The 17,785-nt window shown below is 48.2% G+C and carries 14 protein-coding genes; 11 read left to right on the top strand and 3 right to left on the bottom strand.

What is annotated here, in order from left to right; genetic code table 11:
- Positions 1 to 51 precede the first annotated feature (51 nt).
- Positions 52 to 1,875 (top strand): hypothetical protein, encoded by a 1,824-nt coding sequence (locus SY83_RS21940; protein ID WP_197479920.1) that lies wholly within the window; start codon positions 52 to 54, stop codon positions 1,873 to 1,875.
- Between the two features lie 68 nt (positions 1,876 to 1,943).
- On the opposite strand, the gene SY83_RS21935 is transcribed toward SY83_RS21940, so the two are convergent.
- Positions 1,944 to 3,056, bottom strand: coding sequence for a glycoside hydrolase family 88 protein (locus SY83_RS21935; RefSeq protein ID WP_068610454.1), 1,113 nt, complete (start codon positions 3,054 to 3,056; stop codon positions 1,944 to 1,946).
- 128 nt (positions 3,057 to 3,184) lie between these two features.
- On the opposite strand from SY83_RS21935, the gene SY83_RS21930 reads away from it, so the two are divergent.
- The 8 genes from SY83_RS21930 (at position 3,185) to SY83_RS21895 (ending at position 8,800) form a co-directional block, all read left to right on the top strand.
- The gene (locus SY83_RS21930; protein WP_068610452.1) at positions 3,185 to 4,045 is read left to right on the top strand and encodes an AraC family transcriptional regulator; all 861 of its coding nucleotides are present in this window, start codon (positions 3,185 to 3,187) and stop codon (positions 4,043 to 4,045) included.
- Between the two features lie 67 nt (positions 4,046 to 4,112).
- Positions 4,113 to 4,934, top strand: coding sequence for a TatD family hydrolase (locus SY83_RS21925; protein ID WP_068610450.1), 822 nt, complete (start codon positions 4,113 to 4,115; stop codon positions 4,932 to 4,934).
- Complete coding sequence (locus SY83_RS21920) at positions 4,915 to 5,613, top strand: fumarylacetoacetate hydrolase family protein (protein ID WP_068610448.1); 699 nt, start codon at positions 4,915 to 4,917, stop codon at positions 5,611 to 5,613. The genes SY83_RS21925 and SY83_RS21920 overlap by 20 nt, the downstream gene beginning before the upstream one ends.
- On the top strand, positions 5,558 to 5,821 hold the full coding sequence (locus SY83_RS21915) for an ABC transporter permease subunit (RefSeq protein ID WP_068610446.1): 264 nt from the start codon (positions 5,558 to 5,560) through the stop codon (positions 5,819 to 5,821). The genes SY83_RS21920 and SY83_RS21915 overlap by 56 nt, the downstream gene beginning before the upstream one ends.
- Positions 5,822 to 5,832: 11 nt before the next feature.
- Positions 5,833 to 6,639 (top strand): amino acid ABC transporter ATP-binding protein, encoded by an 807-nt coding sequence (locus SY83_RS21910; protein WP_068610444.1) that lies wholly within the window; start codon positions 5,833 to 5,835, stop codon positions 6,637 to 6,639.
- Positions 6,614 to 7,516 (top strand): nitrilase-related carbon-nitrogen hydrolase, encoded by a 903-nt coding sequence (locus SY83_RS21905; RefSeq protein WP_068610442.1) that lies wholly within the window; start codon positions 6,614 to 6,616, stop codon positions 7,514 to 7,516. Before SY83_RS21910 ends, SY83_RS21905 begins: the two co-directional genes overlap by 26 nt.
- Before the next feature lie 53 nt (positions 7,517 to 7,569).
- Positions 7,570 to 8,298, top strand: coding sequence for a sulfite exporter TauE/SafE family protein (locus SY83_RS21900; protein ID WP_231891323.1), 729 nt, complete (start codon positions 7,570 to 7,572; stop codon positions 8,296 to 8,298).
- 25 nt (positions 8,299 to 8,323) lie between these two features.
- Complete coding sequence (locus SY83_RS21895; RefSeq protein ID WP_068610437.1) at positions 8,324 to 8,800, top strand: NanQ anomerase/TabA/YiaL family protein; 477 nt, start codon at positions 8,324 to 8,326, stop codon at positions 8,798 to 8,800.
- A 71-nt stretch (positions 8,801 to 8,871) separates the two neighbouring features.
- On the opposite strand, the gene yhbH is transcribed toward SY83_RS21895, so the two are convergent.
- Positions 8,872 to 10,023, bottom strand: coding sequence for a sporulation protein YhbH (gene yhbH / locus SY83_RS21890; protein WP_068610436.1), 1,152 nt, complete (start codon positions 10,021 to 10,023; stop codon positions 8,872 to 8,874).
- A gap of 197 nt (positions 10,024 to 10,220) precedes the next feature.
- Between yhbH and SY83_RS21885 the strand changes: the two genes are divergently transcribed.
- Together SY83_RS21885 and SY83_RS21880 are read left to right on the top strand one after the other, a co-directional pair.
- The gene (locus SY83_RS21885) at positions 10,221 to 14,321 is read left to right on the top strand and encodes a carbohydrate-binding protein (RefSeq protein WP_068610434.1); all 4,101 of its coding nucleotides are present in this window, start codon (positions 10,221 to 10,223) and stop codon (positions 14,319 to 14,321) included.
- A 104-nt stretch (positions 14,322 to 14,425) separates the two neighbouring features.
- Entirely contained in the window at positions 14,426 to 16,126 is a 1,701-nt protein-coding gene (locus tag SY83_RS21880; protein WP_068610431.1) for an extracellular solute-binding protein, read from the top strand.
- A 43-nt stretch (positions 16,127 to 16,169) separates the two neighbouring features.
- On the opposite strand, the gene SY83_RS21875 is transcribed toward SY83_RS21880, so the two are convergent.
- Complete coding sequence (locus SY83_RS21875; protein ID WP_068610429.1) at positions 16,170 to 17,777, bottom strand: response regulator; 1,608 nt, start codon at positions 17,775 to 17,777, stop codon at positions 16,170 to 16,172.
- Between the last annotated feature and the right edge of the window lie 8 nt (positions 17,778 to 17,785).

Below are 17,785 nucleotides of genomic sequence, written 5' to 3'. Positions count from 1 at the left end.
GCAGAAGAACGGAGAGTTATTTTGAATTTCAGAAAACTGGTTTTATTGGCAATGACTCTAGACATAGGATTGGGTTTATTGCTGGGATGGGGAGCCTATTACGGCTTCACTGTTATCCCTCATTTCTCATTCTTAGGGGGGACGCCAGAGATTGCGCCTGTCCAACGTCCGGGAATTACTGCGGCAATCCCTTTCCATCTCCCATCGCTGCAGCAGCTTAAAATACAACTGACTCCTTTCAAGGTGGAACACATTCATATGGAATGGACGGTTCCAATGACGATATTGTACATCTTGGTACACAGTTATATCCGCGGTATGTATATAGGAGGAATACATGCCTTAGTTCAAGGTAAGCCGTACAACATGCTGTCGGGTGGAAGAATGTTCTTTAAACGGATGATAGGCTGGACTGTTTTTGAAACATTCACGGGTGCGATCGTGTTTATTTCCGCTCTGTTCCTTTGGCCGTTAGGGATTGTGCTGTCACTTCTGTTCTTGTTCTTTTCTTTGGCGCCATACCTGATTATCATTCAAGACTTAAGGGTCGCTAAAGCACTGAACACTTCCGCGACTTATATGAAGAAATACTTCTCATCTTTTATCCCGTTAGTGATACTGGCATTGGTCTGCACGTTAAGTATTAGTTTAATCAGCTTACTGGAGGAACCTATAAATGTGTATTTGGTGCTGATCCTCTATTCTTGCACCGGAACCTGGTTGATTTATGAGTTTGTAAAGAAGTTGACCGACTGCCTGACGAAGGACGGAGAGACAATTGCTGATTATCCGGCGGTTGCCGCGCGTTACGGTAGATGGGCACAGGGCTTTTCTTATGTACTCTTGATCACATTACCTCTGGCGGGCGTTTATGTAGCGCAGGGCTCCTATTTAACGGCGTTTCAACCTCTGCAATCCATGCGTGAAATGGAGGGAGTCGGGTACTCTGCGGATTATTCGGAGGCGTACAGACTCTCGAAACAAAGTTATCATACTTATGCTTGGAGTCAGGACAGCTACCGAATACGGTTGAATTTACCCCAATGGACAGTGGAGGATGCTCCGGATGAACTAAGGGGGACGGGTGAGATTCTGTGGTCAGTTGACCAAGATGAATATAAGAACAAAGGGAACACAACCTATAATACAGTTGAAAATGTTAAAGAAAAAGATCGGTTCTTTTATAGACTCAGCAAAGAGAAGGGAACGGACGGTTCGTTCTACTATTCATCCTTAAGCGGAACTGCGGGGTTAACAACGGAAGATGGAGACTCACGCAACGTGCTGGACATTAAAATGATGGTTAGCGGGGACGGAAAATCCGTTTTCATAGCTCAACACCCGGCGAGATTCCCTGTGCTTGAAATACCGGCTTCTTCAGATGGGAATTATATGTTACCCGCGCCTTCGCATGTCAATCCGAATGAATTTAAATACTACTGGTTTAGTAACGAAAGAACACAAGAGGATATTTTTACGATGTTACAAGCCAAAAATCAAACAATTCATCTGTCAGACGGCATACCTGCCCAAATGATCGCTTCTTTACAGGAAGCGGATGGGGAAACCTTAGGGAAGCGTTTGGAATATCTAAGATCGCGTAATATGGAAGTTCGAGGGCCCGATTGGAGCGCAAGCGAGTGGACGACTTATCTTCGCGGGCTTTATCGGGGAGCGGATGTAACAACCGTTATGACCTACCTGTCCAGAACAGGTCTTACGGACGGCGGGTATAAGGGCGAGGTTCTTTCCAAAAATTCTGATAGAGTACAGAAATATAAAGCCACCCTGTCTTTTCCGAACGGTGAGATTGTAGTTGTATATACAGAAAAGCAAGGCAAACTAACGGGACTGAGTATTCAAGTGCCTAATTGACATCGTATTAGTTAATGTGTCCTCTAGTGAAAGAGAAGCCGATCCCGTTAAACAGGATCGGCTTCTTTTTAATGAATGCGATGTTTCCAGCCGTTTAGCTTGGCAACCGCTTCAATATAATAGTAATCGCCATAAATGAGCGAAACGTTGATGTTGGAGTTAGCCGGCAAATGCCCGGTTCCTTGCGTAAGGATCGCTTCGTGAGACGGGTCATCCCAGGTTCCGTAGTTCTCCGTAAGGGAGGCGACAATATGTTCCGCCTTCTTCAGATACAAGCCGCGCTCGCCTTCACCAACCGCATCGGCAATTTCCAACAAGCCGGAAGCGGCGATCGCGGAAGCGGAGCTGTCACGCGGCGGGTTGTTTTCGCCGGTGCGAAAATCCCAATGCGCCACGCCGTCCTCCGGCAAGGCCGCGATAAAATAATGCGCTACGCGCTTGGCCGCATGCAGATACTTCACGTCCTTCGTCCAACGGTACACGTTGGCGAATCCGTGCAGCGCCCATGCGTTGCCCCGGCTCCAGGCGGAATCCGGAGCGAAGCCCTGGCCGCCGAATGCCTCAATAAACCCGCCTGTTTCCGGATCGAAGCTCACAATGTGACGAACGGAGCCGTCTTCCCGAATGAAGTTCGCCAAGGCGGTATCCGCATGTCGAACCGCAATATGTCTGTAACGCGGATCGCCGGTCACTTCGGAAGCCCAGAACAACAGAGAGATGTTCATCATGCAGTCGATAATCGCCCAACCCGCGTTGTCGTCCCCGTTCCATGCGCGAATGAAGTTACCTGCGGGGTTGAACCGTCCAGCCAGGAAATTCGCCGCTTGCAAGCCTCTGCGCAATCCGTCCGCATCGCCGGTCAACGTATGTTTAATTACCGCCGTGGCCAAAAACTGAAAGCCTACATCATGATGCAAATCCAGTGAGGTTTTCGTTAACCAAGGCTCAATCTTCGCGTCCCAGCCCCAAGCCGCCTCTTTAAACTTTTCATTTCCTGTCATATCATACATAATCCAAAGCATCCCCGGCCAAAATCCGGATGTCCACCAGTCCGTAGCCATATCATCATACTTGCCGTCCGCGCGCGCCACATGCGGAGATTTATCTCCCATTTGCTGTACCATACGCAGCACTTTCTCTTCCAGACGTTGCAACAGGGTGCCTGTCAATGTTACTGTCATTGTATATGCCTCCTTATGATTTCGTATGTTCAGTATAAGGGTTGATTGTTGAAATCGGTTGCATTGCTTTGTCCAAAAATGTTGCTCTATTGTCATTTGATATTCTACGAACTGCGGTGGGGGATGGAATGAAACAATTTTTTAAGCAGGTGGACTTCGGCACCAAACTGTTCGATATCGCGCATCGGCAACGGACGGAGACAGAATTTGAAGGCTATTGCCATTTCCACCAAAGCTGCGAGCTGTTATATATCCATCGAGGCACCGGACATGTCATCGTGAATGAAGAAAATTATCCGATGAAACCGGGCATGCTCTACTATTTCCAACCTTATGAACTGCACCTCGTGCATGCGGAGACCAGTCCGGAGACGCCTTATGAACGCACGATATTCAGCTTTGATCCGGTACAGGTTGCCGCCAAACTGAAGAGTTGGGATTGGATGCACGGGAAATTTCAACGGCTCTGGTTTCAATCGTTAGCGGAATGCGCGTTTGACCTCTCGGATCGGTTTGCGTTTGTTGAAGGGATATTCGATATGAGCGGGTTACATAAAGAGGCGCAACGGCATGAAGAACAAGAGGAAAGAACACTTTTGTTGCTAATGCAGCTCATGACATGCATTGATGAGAAAGCCACGCCGCTTCCCCCCGCCATTCGCGTCACCCGGTATTCGGAACAGATCATGCAATGGATCGAACAGCATTATGCGAAAGGCTTTGATCTGGATATGTTGGCAGAAGCCTTGCATCTGTCTAAATCCTATTGCTCGCGGGTGTTTCGTCAAGAGACGGGCAGCAGTATTACGGAATATGTAAATGCCACTCGAATCCGACATGCCTGCCGGTTATTGCAGACAACTTCCAAATCGGTGGAGTGGGTCGGTAGCGAGGTCGGTCTGGGAAACACATCCTATTTCTGTCAGACGTTCAAAAAAGTCACAGGCATCTCTCCCCACAAATATCGGACAAGGGGCGTACTGTTATGACGAAATCAAAGAGCGAAGCGAGCAAGAGTTACTGCGACTATTATGTGCAAAATGGAGGGGACATCACATGCGGCTAATCGATGCGCATATTCATCTGGACCTGTACCCGCCCGCGGAGCGGGAACAGATCCTGCAAGACTGCGCGCGGCCCGGCTCGCGCGTCGATGCGCTCATCGCGGTTAGCATGCACGCCGAGTCGTGCCTGCTGAACCGCGAGCTGGCGCTGCGGCTGCCGCGCCTGGTGAAGCCGTGTTACGGCTTTCACCCGGAGCAGCCGTTGCCCGGCGAAGCTGCGCTAGCCGGGCTCCGCGCCTGGATCCGCGCGCACGCGGACGGGATGGCCGCCATCGGCGAAGTCGGCCTCCCGTACTACACGCGCGCGGAAGCCCAGGCGCGGGGCGAGCGCTTCGACATGGAGCCCTATGTCGAAGCGCTCGATGGGTTTATCCAGCTTGCGGTGGAGCTGGATAAACCCGTGGTGTTGCACGCGGTGTACGAAGACGCCGCTGCCGCGTGCGATCTGTTGGAGCGCCGCGGCTGTACGCGGGCGCACTTCCACTGGTTCAAAGGCCCGCGCGAAGTGACGGAGCGCATGGTCGCTAACGGCTACTTCGTCTCGTTCACGCCGGACTTGGTGTACGAGACGGAGATCCAGGAGCTGGCGCGGTTGTACCCGCCCGCGCAGGTGATGCTGGAAACGGACGGGCCTTGGCCGTTCGAAGGCCCGTTCACGGGTCGATCCACCCATCCCGAGATGATGATGGACTCCCTGACAACTTGGAGTATGCTGCACGGAATCTCCCGGGAAGAAGCGGGAAGAATGATGCTGGACAATACCCGGCAATTTTATAGATTGGGGAGATCAGAGGATGAACATGGAAACAGTTAAGCAGCAACGGGGCAAAATTGTCGGGGTCGGACCCAACCTGAAAGCGTTCCGCAAGGAAAAAGGAATCACGGACGATAGCAAGCTGACCTTGTTTATTAAGTCGCCCGAGAGTTTGGTGACGGGGGAAAATGTGTATGTGCCCGCGTCGTTACGGTCTTTTTTGTGCGAAGTGGAAATGGCGGCGATCATCGGGAAAACCGCTCGGAATGTTTCGGTGAATGATGCTTTATCCTACGTTGCGGGATACGCGCTGGCCAACGATATGACGGCGGATGAGCATTTTGACGATGGACGGTTCAAGTTTTTTGATGAGACTACACCGGTGGGAACTATGGTAAGCGGAATTGATCCGATGAATGTAACCCTGGAAATGCGGGTGAACGGGGAGCTGATCCAACGCGGAAACACCAGTGATATGCTGTTCTCTGTACCGTGGGTGATTGCCCATATTTCGAGTATGATGACGTTGCGTGAAGGGGATATCATCCTGACGGGAACACCTGCGGGACCGATGGCCTGCAAGCCGGGGGACGTCATCGAGCTTTCCAGCCCGGAATTGGGAACATATAAACACATGCTGCATATAAGCCGCCGAATCCGTGGGGATGAACCCCTTTACCAAGATGATTCGGATTACCATTCCGCAAGCCGTTCGTCTGATTACACCTCCATACATTAATAACTGCGTGATTATGCTTAAGGAATCAGCACAAGTTTCGATCATTACCGTTCCCGACTTAATGTTAGCCGCTCAACGCGCCTATAACAGTACTTACAGTGTCGCCGAAACGCTGGGTGTGGCCGGTGCCGTGTATTTAACGATGACAAGCGCGATTATGCTGCTTCAGACATTTATTGAGAAAAAGTTGAGGATGAACAAAAGGTAGGAGGTAACCCCATGATTCGAATCCGAGGATTAAATAAGGCGTTCAAAGGCAGTCCTGTTCTGAGTGATGTCCATCTGGACATTCGGGAAGGCGAGGTGGTGTCGATTATAGGTCCAAGCGGCGCTGGCAAAAGTACGCTGTTACGTTGCATCAACTTGCTGGAAGTCCCAACTTCCGGTGAAATTACAGTTGACGGGCAACCGGTTCAATATAAGACGAATGCGAAGGGCAAGCTCTCCTTGCTCTCCCAATTTAAAGTCAGTTGGCTGCGCACCTCGGTCAGCATGGTGTTTCAACAGTTTCATCTATGGCCGAATAAGACGGTGTTACAGAATATTATTGAGGGACCGGTGCTGGTGAAGAAGATCCCCAGGGAAGAGGCGGTCGCCAAAGCGGAGATTCTTCTGGAGAAAGTAGGTATGCTGGGCAAAAAGCTGGAGTACCCCGCGAATTTATCCGGCGGTCAGCAGCAGCGTGTGGCGATTGCTCGGGCATTGGCTATGGAGCCTAAGGTCATCCTGTTTGATGAACCGACTTCCGCATTGGACCCCGAGCTTGTGCATGAAGTGCTGGAGATTATGGTAAAGCTGGCTCAAGAGGGAATGACGATGGTGGTCGTGACCCACGAGATGAATTTTGCCCGTAATGTCTCGGATCGTGTCTTGTTTATAGAAAATGGCCGAATCGTCAAAGAAGGTACGCCTCATGAAATGTTTAACCACTCGAATGCCAGAATGGGCAGTTTTCTAAAAAGCATCCATGGTCATACAGACCTGAAAGGAGATTTACCCTATGAAAGTCGCATCCAGTCAGTATAAAGTGAAAGCTCTCAAGTCCTACGCGGAATTTGAGCAACATATCCGTCAACATATGGAACAGGCCGTTGCACAAGGCGCCGAGCTTCTGCTTTTGCCGGAATTTTTCACGATTGAACTCATGACGCTAGAACATTATAAAGCCGATTGCCAAGCGGACTTTGATCGTATATTTGAACACTGGGCACGAACATACACATTGCCTGTGAAAGAAACTTGCGCGGCGCTAGCCAAGGAATACGGTATTATTTTGGCCGCGGGATCCACTTTTGCTTACCATGAGAATGAAGACCGGTTTTACAACACCGCATACGTATTTATGCCGGACGGCCGCATTCACACGCAGAACAAAATTCACCCGTCCTATGAACTTGTTTATAACAAACATTTAACTACACCGGGGAAAGAATTGAGTGTGTTTACATCGGGAGAAACAACGATTGGCGTTTCGGTTTGCTATGACAGTTCCTTTCCTGAGGTAGCCCGCATTCTGTGCAAGCAAGGCGCGGATGTTATTCTCGCACCTACCGCATGCTTGGATGAGTGGGGAAGATCGCGAAATATTTTGTTTTCCAAAGCAAGAGCGAGCGAGAACCAAATCTTTGTCGTTAACAGCCATCTGATCGGTTCGGTCCCCTTTCCGCCTAATATCCCATATGGTTTCACTTTTACCGGGCAGAGCGGGATTTATTCTCCGATTCAACCCTTAATCGGCACCCCTGACGGCATTGTGAAACAGGGTGAGCCGAATGTGGAGATGGTCATTTCAGCCGATATCCAAGTGGATTACCTGCACTCGATCCGCAACAAAGGCCATAACAGCAACCGTCAGGACCGCCGTCCTGAATTTTACAGACAATTCGAGGAACAACCTGTATAGACGAGCACGTTCAGGAAAGAAGCGATTCTATGATATTTGCAACGATGTTAGTCATGGGTATGATTTTGGGGTTTGCAGGCACAGGCGGCTCCGGTTTTATTATTGGATTGCTTGTGGCCGTCTTTGGGGTGCCGATTCACACCGCGCTTGGCACTTCCATTGCGGCCATGATATTTACGACGCTTTCCGGTTCGGTTAGTCATGTCCGGGAAGGGAACGCCTTATGGAAGACCGGCTGTATTATTGGCGGCTTCGGTGCGTTCGGGGCGTTTGCGGGAACATTCGTTTCCAGAGGAATTGAACCGGACATCTTAATTTTGATGACCAGCGGAATGTTACTCCTGTGCGGATTGCTAATCTGGGTTAGAACGCGGATGAAAGGCGTGAATCAGAAAGACACAACGGAAGCCGACTTCTCTTCTAGAAAATTCTGGAGTTTAGCTATAATTACAGGTATTGTGACCGGAGGATTGTCGGGCGTATTTGGGATCGGGGCCACGCCGTTTATTCAATTAGCCCTGTTGATTCTGTTCGGATTCTCTTTGCGTCAGGCTGTGGGCACAACGATGGTCGTTATTCTGCCGATCGCGATATCCGGTTCTGTTGGATTTCTGCAAGCAGGGTTTATGGAATGGGGTTTATTTCTGGAAGTGGTGACGGGTACGGTCATCGGTTCTTATATCGGAGCCAAATTTACGCAGCAGGCACCAAAGTTGTTGTTGAGGTCCGCGATGGTGCTCACCCCAATTTCCGGAGCGATTATCCTTTTGTTAAGAAACTGATTATCATGATGCGAAGGGGACTGCGATGATCATAGGACATTTTGAACATTGGGAGCGGGACCGCAACCTGTTCTCTCCCATGTTATGTGGATGGTTGGAAATCCTGAAGGAGATCATTTCTGAGCCTTTCCAATGTGGTGAATTCAACATTACGGATAGGGTCCGACTGATTGTGAAAGAAGCAGTAACGGTGCCGGCCACCCAAGTGCTTGGCGAATTTCATGAAGATCATGTGGATATTCATTATGTCCTTGAGGGAGAAGAGTGGATGGGGCTGGGGCAACGACCGGGGCAACGACCGGATAGCGATTTAGCGCTTGTACCCGTAGATCCTCCTCTAGATGATCATGTGTTTCTTAGCCGACTGGAAGAAGAGCGTATTGTGTCGCTTAAACCCGGTATGTATATCGTGTTGATGCCGGGCGAGGCGCATAAGCCTTGTTGTTCGATGAATGGCGGAGGGAACGTGCGGAAAGCGATATTGAAAATAAACATAAAGTGAACGAAACAAACCCCATACCCTGTTCTGAGGCTAAAACTCAGACCGAGGTATGGGGTTCTTCAATGTTGTCCTTAAACCGAACCCACCTTCGGTTTAAAGAATGTCTTCAGCGCCTTATACACTTCCCCTTTTTCCCGGATGACATGGTAGAGAAAGTTAGGTTTGTGAATGTGGCGGTAGGCGGACATCAAGGTGCTGCTGCGATTATATTGGTTGACTTCACCGTAGCCGAACATATTGCATCGATCCAGAAGCTGCTCAATCAGCTTGACACACCGCTCATTATCCGAGGTCAGGTTATCGCCGTCAGAGAAATGAAAAGGGTAAATATTGTAGGAGGCCGGCGGATAACGCGCATCAATAATTTCCAATGCTTTCTGGTAAGCTGAGGAGCAGATGGTGCCGCCGCTCTCGCCTTTGGTAAAGAATTCTTCCTCGGTTACTTCCTTGGCCTCCGTATGATGCGCGATAAATACAATTTCCACTTTCTCATACTTGTAGCGCAGGAAGCGGGTCATCCAGAAGAAGAAGCTGCGGGCCATATACTTCTCAAAACTGCCCATGGAACCCGAAGTGTCCATCATCGCAATAATGACCGCATTGGAATGAGGTGTTACGATTTCTTCCCAAGTCTTGTACCTTACATCATCCGGTGAAATACCGTGAATGCCGGGGTTGCCGTCGCGGGCGTTGCGTCTCAAATTCTCAAGAATGGTCCGTTTCTTATCGATATTGGATTGAATTCCTTTTTTGCGAATATCGTTGAAGCGAATTTCCTTCGTTTCCAGCTGGTCCTTATCCTTTTCCTGCATATGCTGCAGTTCCAGTTCTTCGAACAGCATGGCCTGCAATTCCTCAATGCTGATTTCCGCTTCCACATAATCTTCCCCGGGTTGATCGCCGGCTCCTTCGCCCTTGCCCGGCCCCTTCGCGTCGCTTGGGTCTTTGCCGAGCACATCGCCGACCTGGCTGTCTCCGTCCCCTTGCCCGACATGTTTACTCTTGTTGTAGTTATAGACAAATCGATATTCATCGAGACTGCGAATCGGAATCTTCACGGTTTGTTTGCCGTCGGACATAATAATGCTTTCTTCCGTTACCAGATCGGGCAAGTTTTGTTTAATGGCTTCCCGTACCTTTTGCTGATGGCGTGCTTGATCCTGATAACCTTTACGATGAAGGGACCAATCTTCCCGGGAAACGATAAATAACGGCTCTGTCATGAGGGCTTCCTCCTAATATCATACTTCAGGTAAGCAATTGTTATTTAGTATATTCGCAAGGGTAGAGGATATGTGATCTAGGTCAATGAAGATATGTGTATACAAAAGGCGACAAATCAGGAGATACGATTATAGAGCATCACCCTAAGGACTCCTATAATGGAAATGTAGACATCATCATCTTAGGAGGAAGAAGAATGGGAAGTTGGTTGAAACGATTTATAGGTTGGATGTTGTTGATAACGCTTACACACGCAATGGTTTTTGCAGGTGTTGCTCCGGGCACAGGTGTTGTCGCCGCCGAAGAACCTTCTGCAGTAAACTTAATTCAGAATGGTTCATTCGAGTCAGGTATGAATGAATGGAGCCTTTGGTCAGATTCAACAACGGTTGTGGGTGCCAAGCAGACTCAGGATATCACACATGTACATACCGGAGAGGCAGCAGCGGAATTAGGAGGGTCTGTGCAGGGTTCGTTAACTCAACTTGTTACTGCAGGCTTTGCCGCAGGTGAGAATTTAACGCTTTCTTTCTGGTCCAAACTTGATGAGGCCTCAAGCGGCTGGGCTGACGCAAAGGTTTATATTAAGGCGCTTGGCGCGGATTCCAGTGTACTTCTGAACGAAGAAATCTTAATCGATAAGACAAGTATTTATAAGCGATTTGTGAATAACTTCACCGTGCCTGAACACACACAGATGCTGGAAGTATCCTATTATAAATGGGCCGCGAACAACGTGACCACCTATGGATACTGGGATGATGTTGTTTTAATCAAACAGGAGCTTTCCTCAGGCGAACCCTCCGGGAACGGACAATGGGTAGAGCAAGTATACAAGGGGGATGTTGAAGGACTGGAGCTAAACCCGATTAAAGGGTTAGTCCCCTTCTCCTGGCAAGGCGATTCTCCCTTCCCCCACAGCATGGAATGGTTTTATATACCCTTAAGTGACGTCATGTTTGGAAATAACAGCTTTGATTGGACGAAGCTCGAAGAGAACCTCAACGAAGTCAGTAATCGAGGAAACCAATCAATTGTGCGGTTCTATGTGGATTTTCCGAAGCGGCCGACTGGGGTACCGCAATATCTGATTGACGGCGGTTTGGAAATGAGGGACTACACCACGCTTGATAATCAGCCCGGACAAAGCCAAGCGCCCGATTGGAACGATCCCGATTTAATCTACGCGTTGGAGCAGTTCATATCGGCTTATGGCGCTGCGTACGACGGTGACCCGCGTATAGCGCTTGTACAAACGGGACTTTATGGTTTCTGGGGAGAATGGCATACTTATCCTCACGAACCTGGCGGACACCCGACAGATGATTGGAGAATGTCACAAGAGAATAAAGACCGAGTATTAACGGCATTCAAGGATGCGTTTCAACAATCCGTTGTCATTACACGGGATCCATCAGGGACAGAAGATGAGGATTTGAAACATGAATTCGGGTATTTTGATGACTCGTTCGCTCACTACACGCTGGGTGAAGGATGGTATTTCTGGCCCAGAATGGTTGATAACGGTCTGACGAATAACTGGAAGTCGCATCCTATGGGCGGAGAGCTGAATCCCATCATTATGGATCGGATATTCGATGCATGGTCGCAACCGGGACTTTCAAAGTCCTTGGAAGATTTCGCGCAAAATGCGACATTAGAAGAAAGTATTATGACAACCCATGCATCCTGGATTGCCAACTATGTGTTCTTTAATAAAGCGAAAGAAAACACGTTGTCGGCTGCTCAGCGGGAAAATGCGCTGAAAGCACACCGCATGATTGGGTATGAGCTGTTCGTATCGAAAGTGAATTTACGTACGATTCATCCCGATGCTGCGCTGCAGGCTTTAATTAAATTGGAAAACAAGGGAATTGCTCCATTTGCTTATGACTGGCCAGTATCTTTTGCTGCGGTATCTCAAGATGGTGTGATTCGCGAGCTGGGTTCGGCGGATCTTGACTTGAACCGAGTATTGCCGGGCGATCACGACGGCAGGGCATATGTTCTTCCTCAGCATGGTCTGGCAGAGGGTCAATACAAGCTGTTAATGCAGGTGCGTAATCCCATGACAGGCGGTCATCCGTTGAAATTCGCGAATGCTAAGCAAGATTCAGACCATGATGGTTGGTTAACGCTTGGCGAATTCAGGGTGTCGGAACAGGCTGCACTGGACACCGCAGCTCCTGCGAAGCCCGACAATCTAACTGTTACAGACGTGAAAGCCGATTCGGTAACATTGTCATGGTCTCCGTCAGAGGATGATATTGCTACCGTTGGATATAACGTATATGTAAATGAAAGCCCGGTGAATGCTGAAGCTTTATTGAACACGCAGTATACTGTAGAACATTTGTTGCCTAATACGGATTATACATTTAGTGTTAAGGCATGGGACGCGGCGGGTTACATTTCAGAAGAAAGTGAAAAAATTTCGGTTAAAACGCTTACGGAAGATACTGGCGGACCGGGTCCGATTACAGAACCAGAACCGGATCCTGCGGGTACACTTCGAATTGAAGCGGAGTCTTTCGATACATCGGAGGGCAACGTCAGAGCTTTTCATAATCAAGCCGCAAGCGGAGCCGGAGGGCAAGGATTAGCGGGTTGGACTAAGCATGAGGATTATATTGTATATAACGAAATTGATTTCGGTAGTGGTTATAATGAGGTCTCCGCCCGCGTTGCAACGGCCTTGGACGGCGGCGGCATAGAGTTGCGGAGCGGTTCGCCGGAAGGTCCTGTCGTGGCAAGCCTGGCTATTCCGAATACAGGCTCGTGGGCTTCTCCGACCGGATGGGGAAAAGTGACTGCTGCGATGACGCCCCTCCAGGGTAAACATAAGATTTATGTTATTTTCTTGAACGAACTCCAGAACGGGGTATGCGACTTAGATTGGCTTCGATTCTCAAACCGGACTCCTGTTGAGGTTACACCACCGGGAGAAGTTACACCCCCAGGAGAGGTTACACCACCGGGAGAAGTTACACCCCCAGGAGAGGTTACACCACCGGGAGAAGTTACTCCCCCGGGAACGGTTCCACCATCAGGTGAGGTAACACCGCCTAGTGACGTGACTACTCCAGCAGACCCGTCAACTACGATCTCCGATAACCAGCCGGTTGCGGAGGGAGGAACGGTGAAACTGACGGGCAGGCTTGACGGAACAACGATGCAACTTACTGTTCCTAAGCCTGTATTGGAGATCGCGATTGCCAACGCAGCTCTTCGGAAAGAAAAGCATGTACAACTGAAAGTGATCAATAGCGATGTTGTTAAGAAAGTCGGCTTTACAATTCCATCCGATACATTCACCCTTCTGAAGAAAGCTGGAATTCAACAACTGTGTCTGTCTGCGAAACCAGCGGATGTATATCTATCCGCAACTTTGCTTGACGAACAGGAACTGAAGGCATCCGATATCCTTCGTTTGGATATAGATACTACCGTTCTGGCCGGCATCCAAGAGAAAATAAAGCATTGGACCGAGGGACATCCCATTGTCAGTATTCAAGGTTTTGTGAATAATACAGCGATCAATTTAATTGAACATCACGGCAAGTCCATAACAATGGTTATTCCGTATGAGCTTCTCCCCATTGAGAGGGCCAATGGACTTGTTATCTACAATGTGAGTAACACGAACGGGATGAGAATTATACATCATGGCAGATACGATGCCTCTCGGGAATCCATGATTTTAACAACGACTCATTTCGGTACGTTCGTCACAGCTTATAATATGAAGGCGTTAGCGGACTTGAAGAATGTGCCATGGGCCAAGAATGCTGTCGAGTTTATTACAGCCCGGGAGCTGATGGATCTGCAGCAGGAAAGCTTGTTCCAACCGGAGAAATCCGTTACGCGAGAGGATTTCCTGGTGATGTTAATGGAGGCGCTGCATCTCGTAGATAATAAAGCATCCGTTTCCTATCAGGATCTGGACCAGGCAGCCGTTGCTTATCCTCATATTGCCTCTGCAGCCAAATTAGGCATTACTCAAGGCGCGGGTAACAATAAATTTGGCATCGGCACTCCTTTATCCAGACAAGATATGGCGGTATTCATGTTCAGGGCGATGCAAGCGGCAAACTACGGAAAATCGATGAAAGGAACTAAAGTTGAAGAATTTTCCGATGGGCATCTCATTAGCGATTATGCCAAGGAAAGTGTGCGCGGGCTTGTTGACTCAGGCATATTGAGAGGATCCGGGAAGGGAGAACTCATGCCGTTGACTTCCGTCACAAGAACTCATGCCGCTGTCATCCTGACACAACTTTTATCCATGAATGAATGATATACAGGAGACTATAAAACAAGAAATATTAGCATATAAGCGTTGTGGACGTTCTATTAGAATGGAATTGTACAGAGGATTTATTTCATTGGGAGGGTTAACGCATGAGATTAAAAAAGGGTTTGGTCATGGTTACGATGATTACTGTATTACTAGGAACAGCATGTTCTAACCAAACGGGGAAAGGAAATCAGAACAAGGAGCCGGCTTCTTCCAACAACAAAGCGGAAAATCAAGTTAATACGAGCGGAGATTCCGGTAAATTTGATCCGCCTATTACGATGTCCACAGTCAAGGTCATGAATCAGGACATCATGTTTCGCGATGGCGAGAACCTGGAGAATAATGTGCTCGATAAAACACTCAAAGAAGATCTGGGCATTGAAATGAAATATTTATGGACGGCTTCCAAAGATGACGAGATGAAAGAGAAGATTCGTCTATCCCTGGCGGCCAATGAAGAATTACCGGATATGATGGTAGTTCCGGATAAAGTATTAATGAAGCAGCTCATTGACTCAGGCAAATTCATGACAGTGGATGAGCTCTTTGAGAAGCATGCTGATGAGCGATTTAAAGCGGCATTTGCGAAATATCCTCAAGCATGGGATGCCGTGACCGTAGACGGAAAAAAATACGCAATTCCGTTGTTTAACTGGACCGGCCGGGACAGTGTGATGTGGATCCGGGAAGATTGGCTGACTAAGCTGAAGCTGAAAGCACCGAAGACGATGGATGAATTAGATGCTGTCCTGGAAGCATTTACGAAGCAAGATCCTGACGGGAACGGTAAAGCTGATTCATACGGAATATCCATGGCGCTTAAGGACAATTATTATACCCGATGGATGGGATCTCCCGAGATTGCATTCGCACCTTACGGCATTGCGCCAAGCGAAGGCTTCTGGATTAAAGATGAAGCAGGGAAACTTTATCAGCCTTACGCGACACCCAACATGAAGAAGGGCTTGGCCAAGCTGCATGAATGGTTATCGAAAGGATATATGCCTAAAGATGTTGGCGTTTATGATGAAATGAAAGCTGCAGAGTTATGGAACAGCGGGAAAGCCGGCATTACGGTAGGATCCTACTGGCTGCCGCTATGGCCGTTTCCGGACTTGGTTAAGAATGTGCCTGCCGCGCAATTCAAGCCATACCCGCTCCCGACAGGCCCATCAGGCGAACTTGCCGTATCAGGCCAGAGTTTGACTTTGGGTAAATACGTAATGATCAACAAGGATATGAAGAATCCTGAAGCGGTTATGTCGTATATCAACTGGTTTATCCAGAATTATATTTATCCGGAGAAAGGCTCCAAATATGAATTTGGACTAGCGGAAAACTACGATTGGGCTGTAGTTGACGGGGTTCCGACGAATGATAAATTAAAAGTGCCTGATTATACAGATGTTGTTCGTTACAGTGTGAACAGTGAATGGTTTATTCCGGATCAGTGGGTTGAGATGATGCGTAAATTTACAAGCGGCGGAAAGCCGGAATCCGCTATGGAGATTAAGCAAATGGGCGGAGAAAACGAAGTTACACTCGAGGCCGCCAAAATCATTCTTCAGTACCTGGATTCGAACCAAGAAGTAAATAACTTGGCCGAAGGTGCACCGTCAACCCGTACGATGGTATCCAAAGGCGCCTTGCTGGAGAAGATGAGAAGAGAAGCGCAGAGCAAGATTATCTTCGGAGAGTCCCCGGTAGAATTCTACGACCAATTTCTGGAGGATTACAATAAAGCAGGGTACAGCAAATATGTCGAAGAGATGAACCAGTGGTATTCCGACCTATCTAAGTAAAGAATTAACAAGGCCTGAGGAGCTATCCTCAGGCCTTGTCATTTTATGAGTTCCTAAATTCTTGAGGTGTGACACTGTAATGCTTTTTGAATAAACGAATATAGTATGAGGTACTCTGATATCCTAGCTTTTCGCATATTTGCTGTATTTTCATATTGGTATTTTTTAAATAATAAGCAGACCGTTCCATGCGCAGCCTGAACAAATAGTCGCTGATATTCTCTCCGGTTTCCAGCTTGTACAGTCTTGAAATATATTTGGGATTCATATAAAGATGTTCAGCAATGGCTTGCAGAGAGACATCATCCGACAACCTCTGTTCCAGAAATTCCCTGATCTGTCCAATTAATGCGGTTGTTGACTCACGATGATCCTGATCCACATTCTTTCGGAGCTTGTCTACGATCCCGATTGCCCACTGGGTCATGATCGGGATGGACCGCCGGTCACCGTGACGTAATTCCAACGGTTCTATTCCTACAATTTCTACTAGACTTACTCCGCTTTTATGAGCATTGTAGTGAAACGCTGCGAGAAACGCATGATAGACTTCATTAACAGTCTCAGCCGAATGCTCCGATACGGTGGTTAGTTCTTCCATGATGCGCAAGATGGTTTTCTCCGCTTCCTCCCATCTCCCGGCTTCCAGCAGATGCATTAACACCGGAGGCTCATAAAGTCGCTTCAAGGATCTGGCAGATTGACTGACATCCAAAGAATTCACCGTTTTTAGCCAACCTTGCTGATGCGGCAAAGTACGACGCATTTCATAGAGTAAGGAATCATAAAACTGCGAAACTTGGTTGGGGAATTCGCCGGCTTCACTGATGATCATGGTTAAGGCGCCTTTGAGATAAAGTTGAACCTGATGCAACAACTCCTCCGCTTTACGTTCAAGCTCTTTGCGAAAGGAGGACCTTTCGGATGCTTGGGCATCGCCTATAAGGAGAACCAGATAATCATGATCATCCTTGCCGTACCATAAATGAACTTCATGCCCAAGCACTTCTCCCGCGATATTCAATATAGCGTACTCAAGCAATTCCCTGCTATTACGGTCATAATGAAGAAAATCCTCCTCCAGACGAATCAACAGCATCCAGAACACGTCTTTGCAATGAATGGAAATTTCCAGCATAGTTAGCTTCTCTTCCAATACGGAGTGTTCCATACGACGTCCGCTCAGCAAGTCGGCCAGCAGGCGGCTGCGCAGGAAAGGAAGGTTTTCTTTTAAAGTATATAGAGCGTGTTGATAGGAACTTACATGGGACCATTCGGAAGCAAGTTCATCGGTGATTTTTTGGACCGCTTCTATAATGGTTTCAACTGCAATGGGTTTAAGTAAATAATCGGAAACCTGATGCTTGAGAGCGGTTTGGGCATAATGGAAGTCTGCGTATCCTGTCAGCAGAATGCAGCGCGTATGAGGTTTCTTTTCCTTAATCTGTTCCACCAATGCCAACCCGTCCATAACGGGCATCTGAATATCGCTGATGACGATATCAATATTCTCCTCTTGAAACAATTCAAGCGCTTCTTTACCGGACGAAGCGGTCATGACGGAAGTGATTTGAAGCGATTCCCAAGGGATTTGGGACGTAATGGCATCCAGAACGGACGGCTCATCATCTACAATCATAATTTTGTACATCTGTAATC

The sequence above is a fragment of the Paenibacillus swuensis genome (assembly GCF_001644605.1).
Taxonomy (GTDB): Bacteria; Bacillota; Bacilli; order Paenibacillales; family DY6; genus Paenibacillus_N; species Paenibacillus_N swuensis.
Note: the sequence above shows the minus strand (reverse complement) of the source record. Positions and strands in the feature narration are given on the sequence as shown.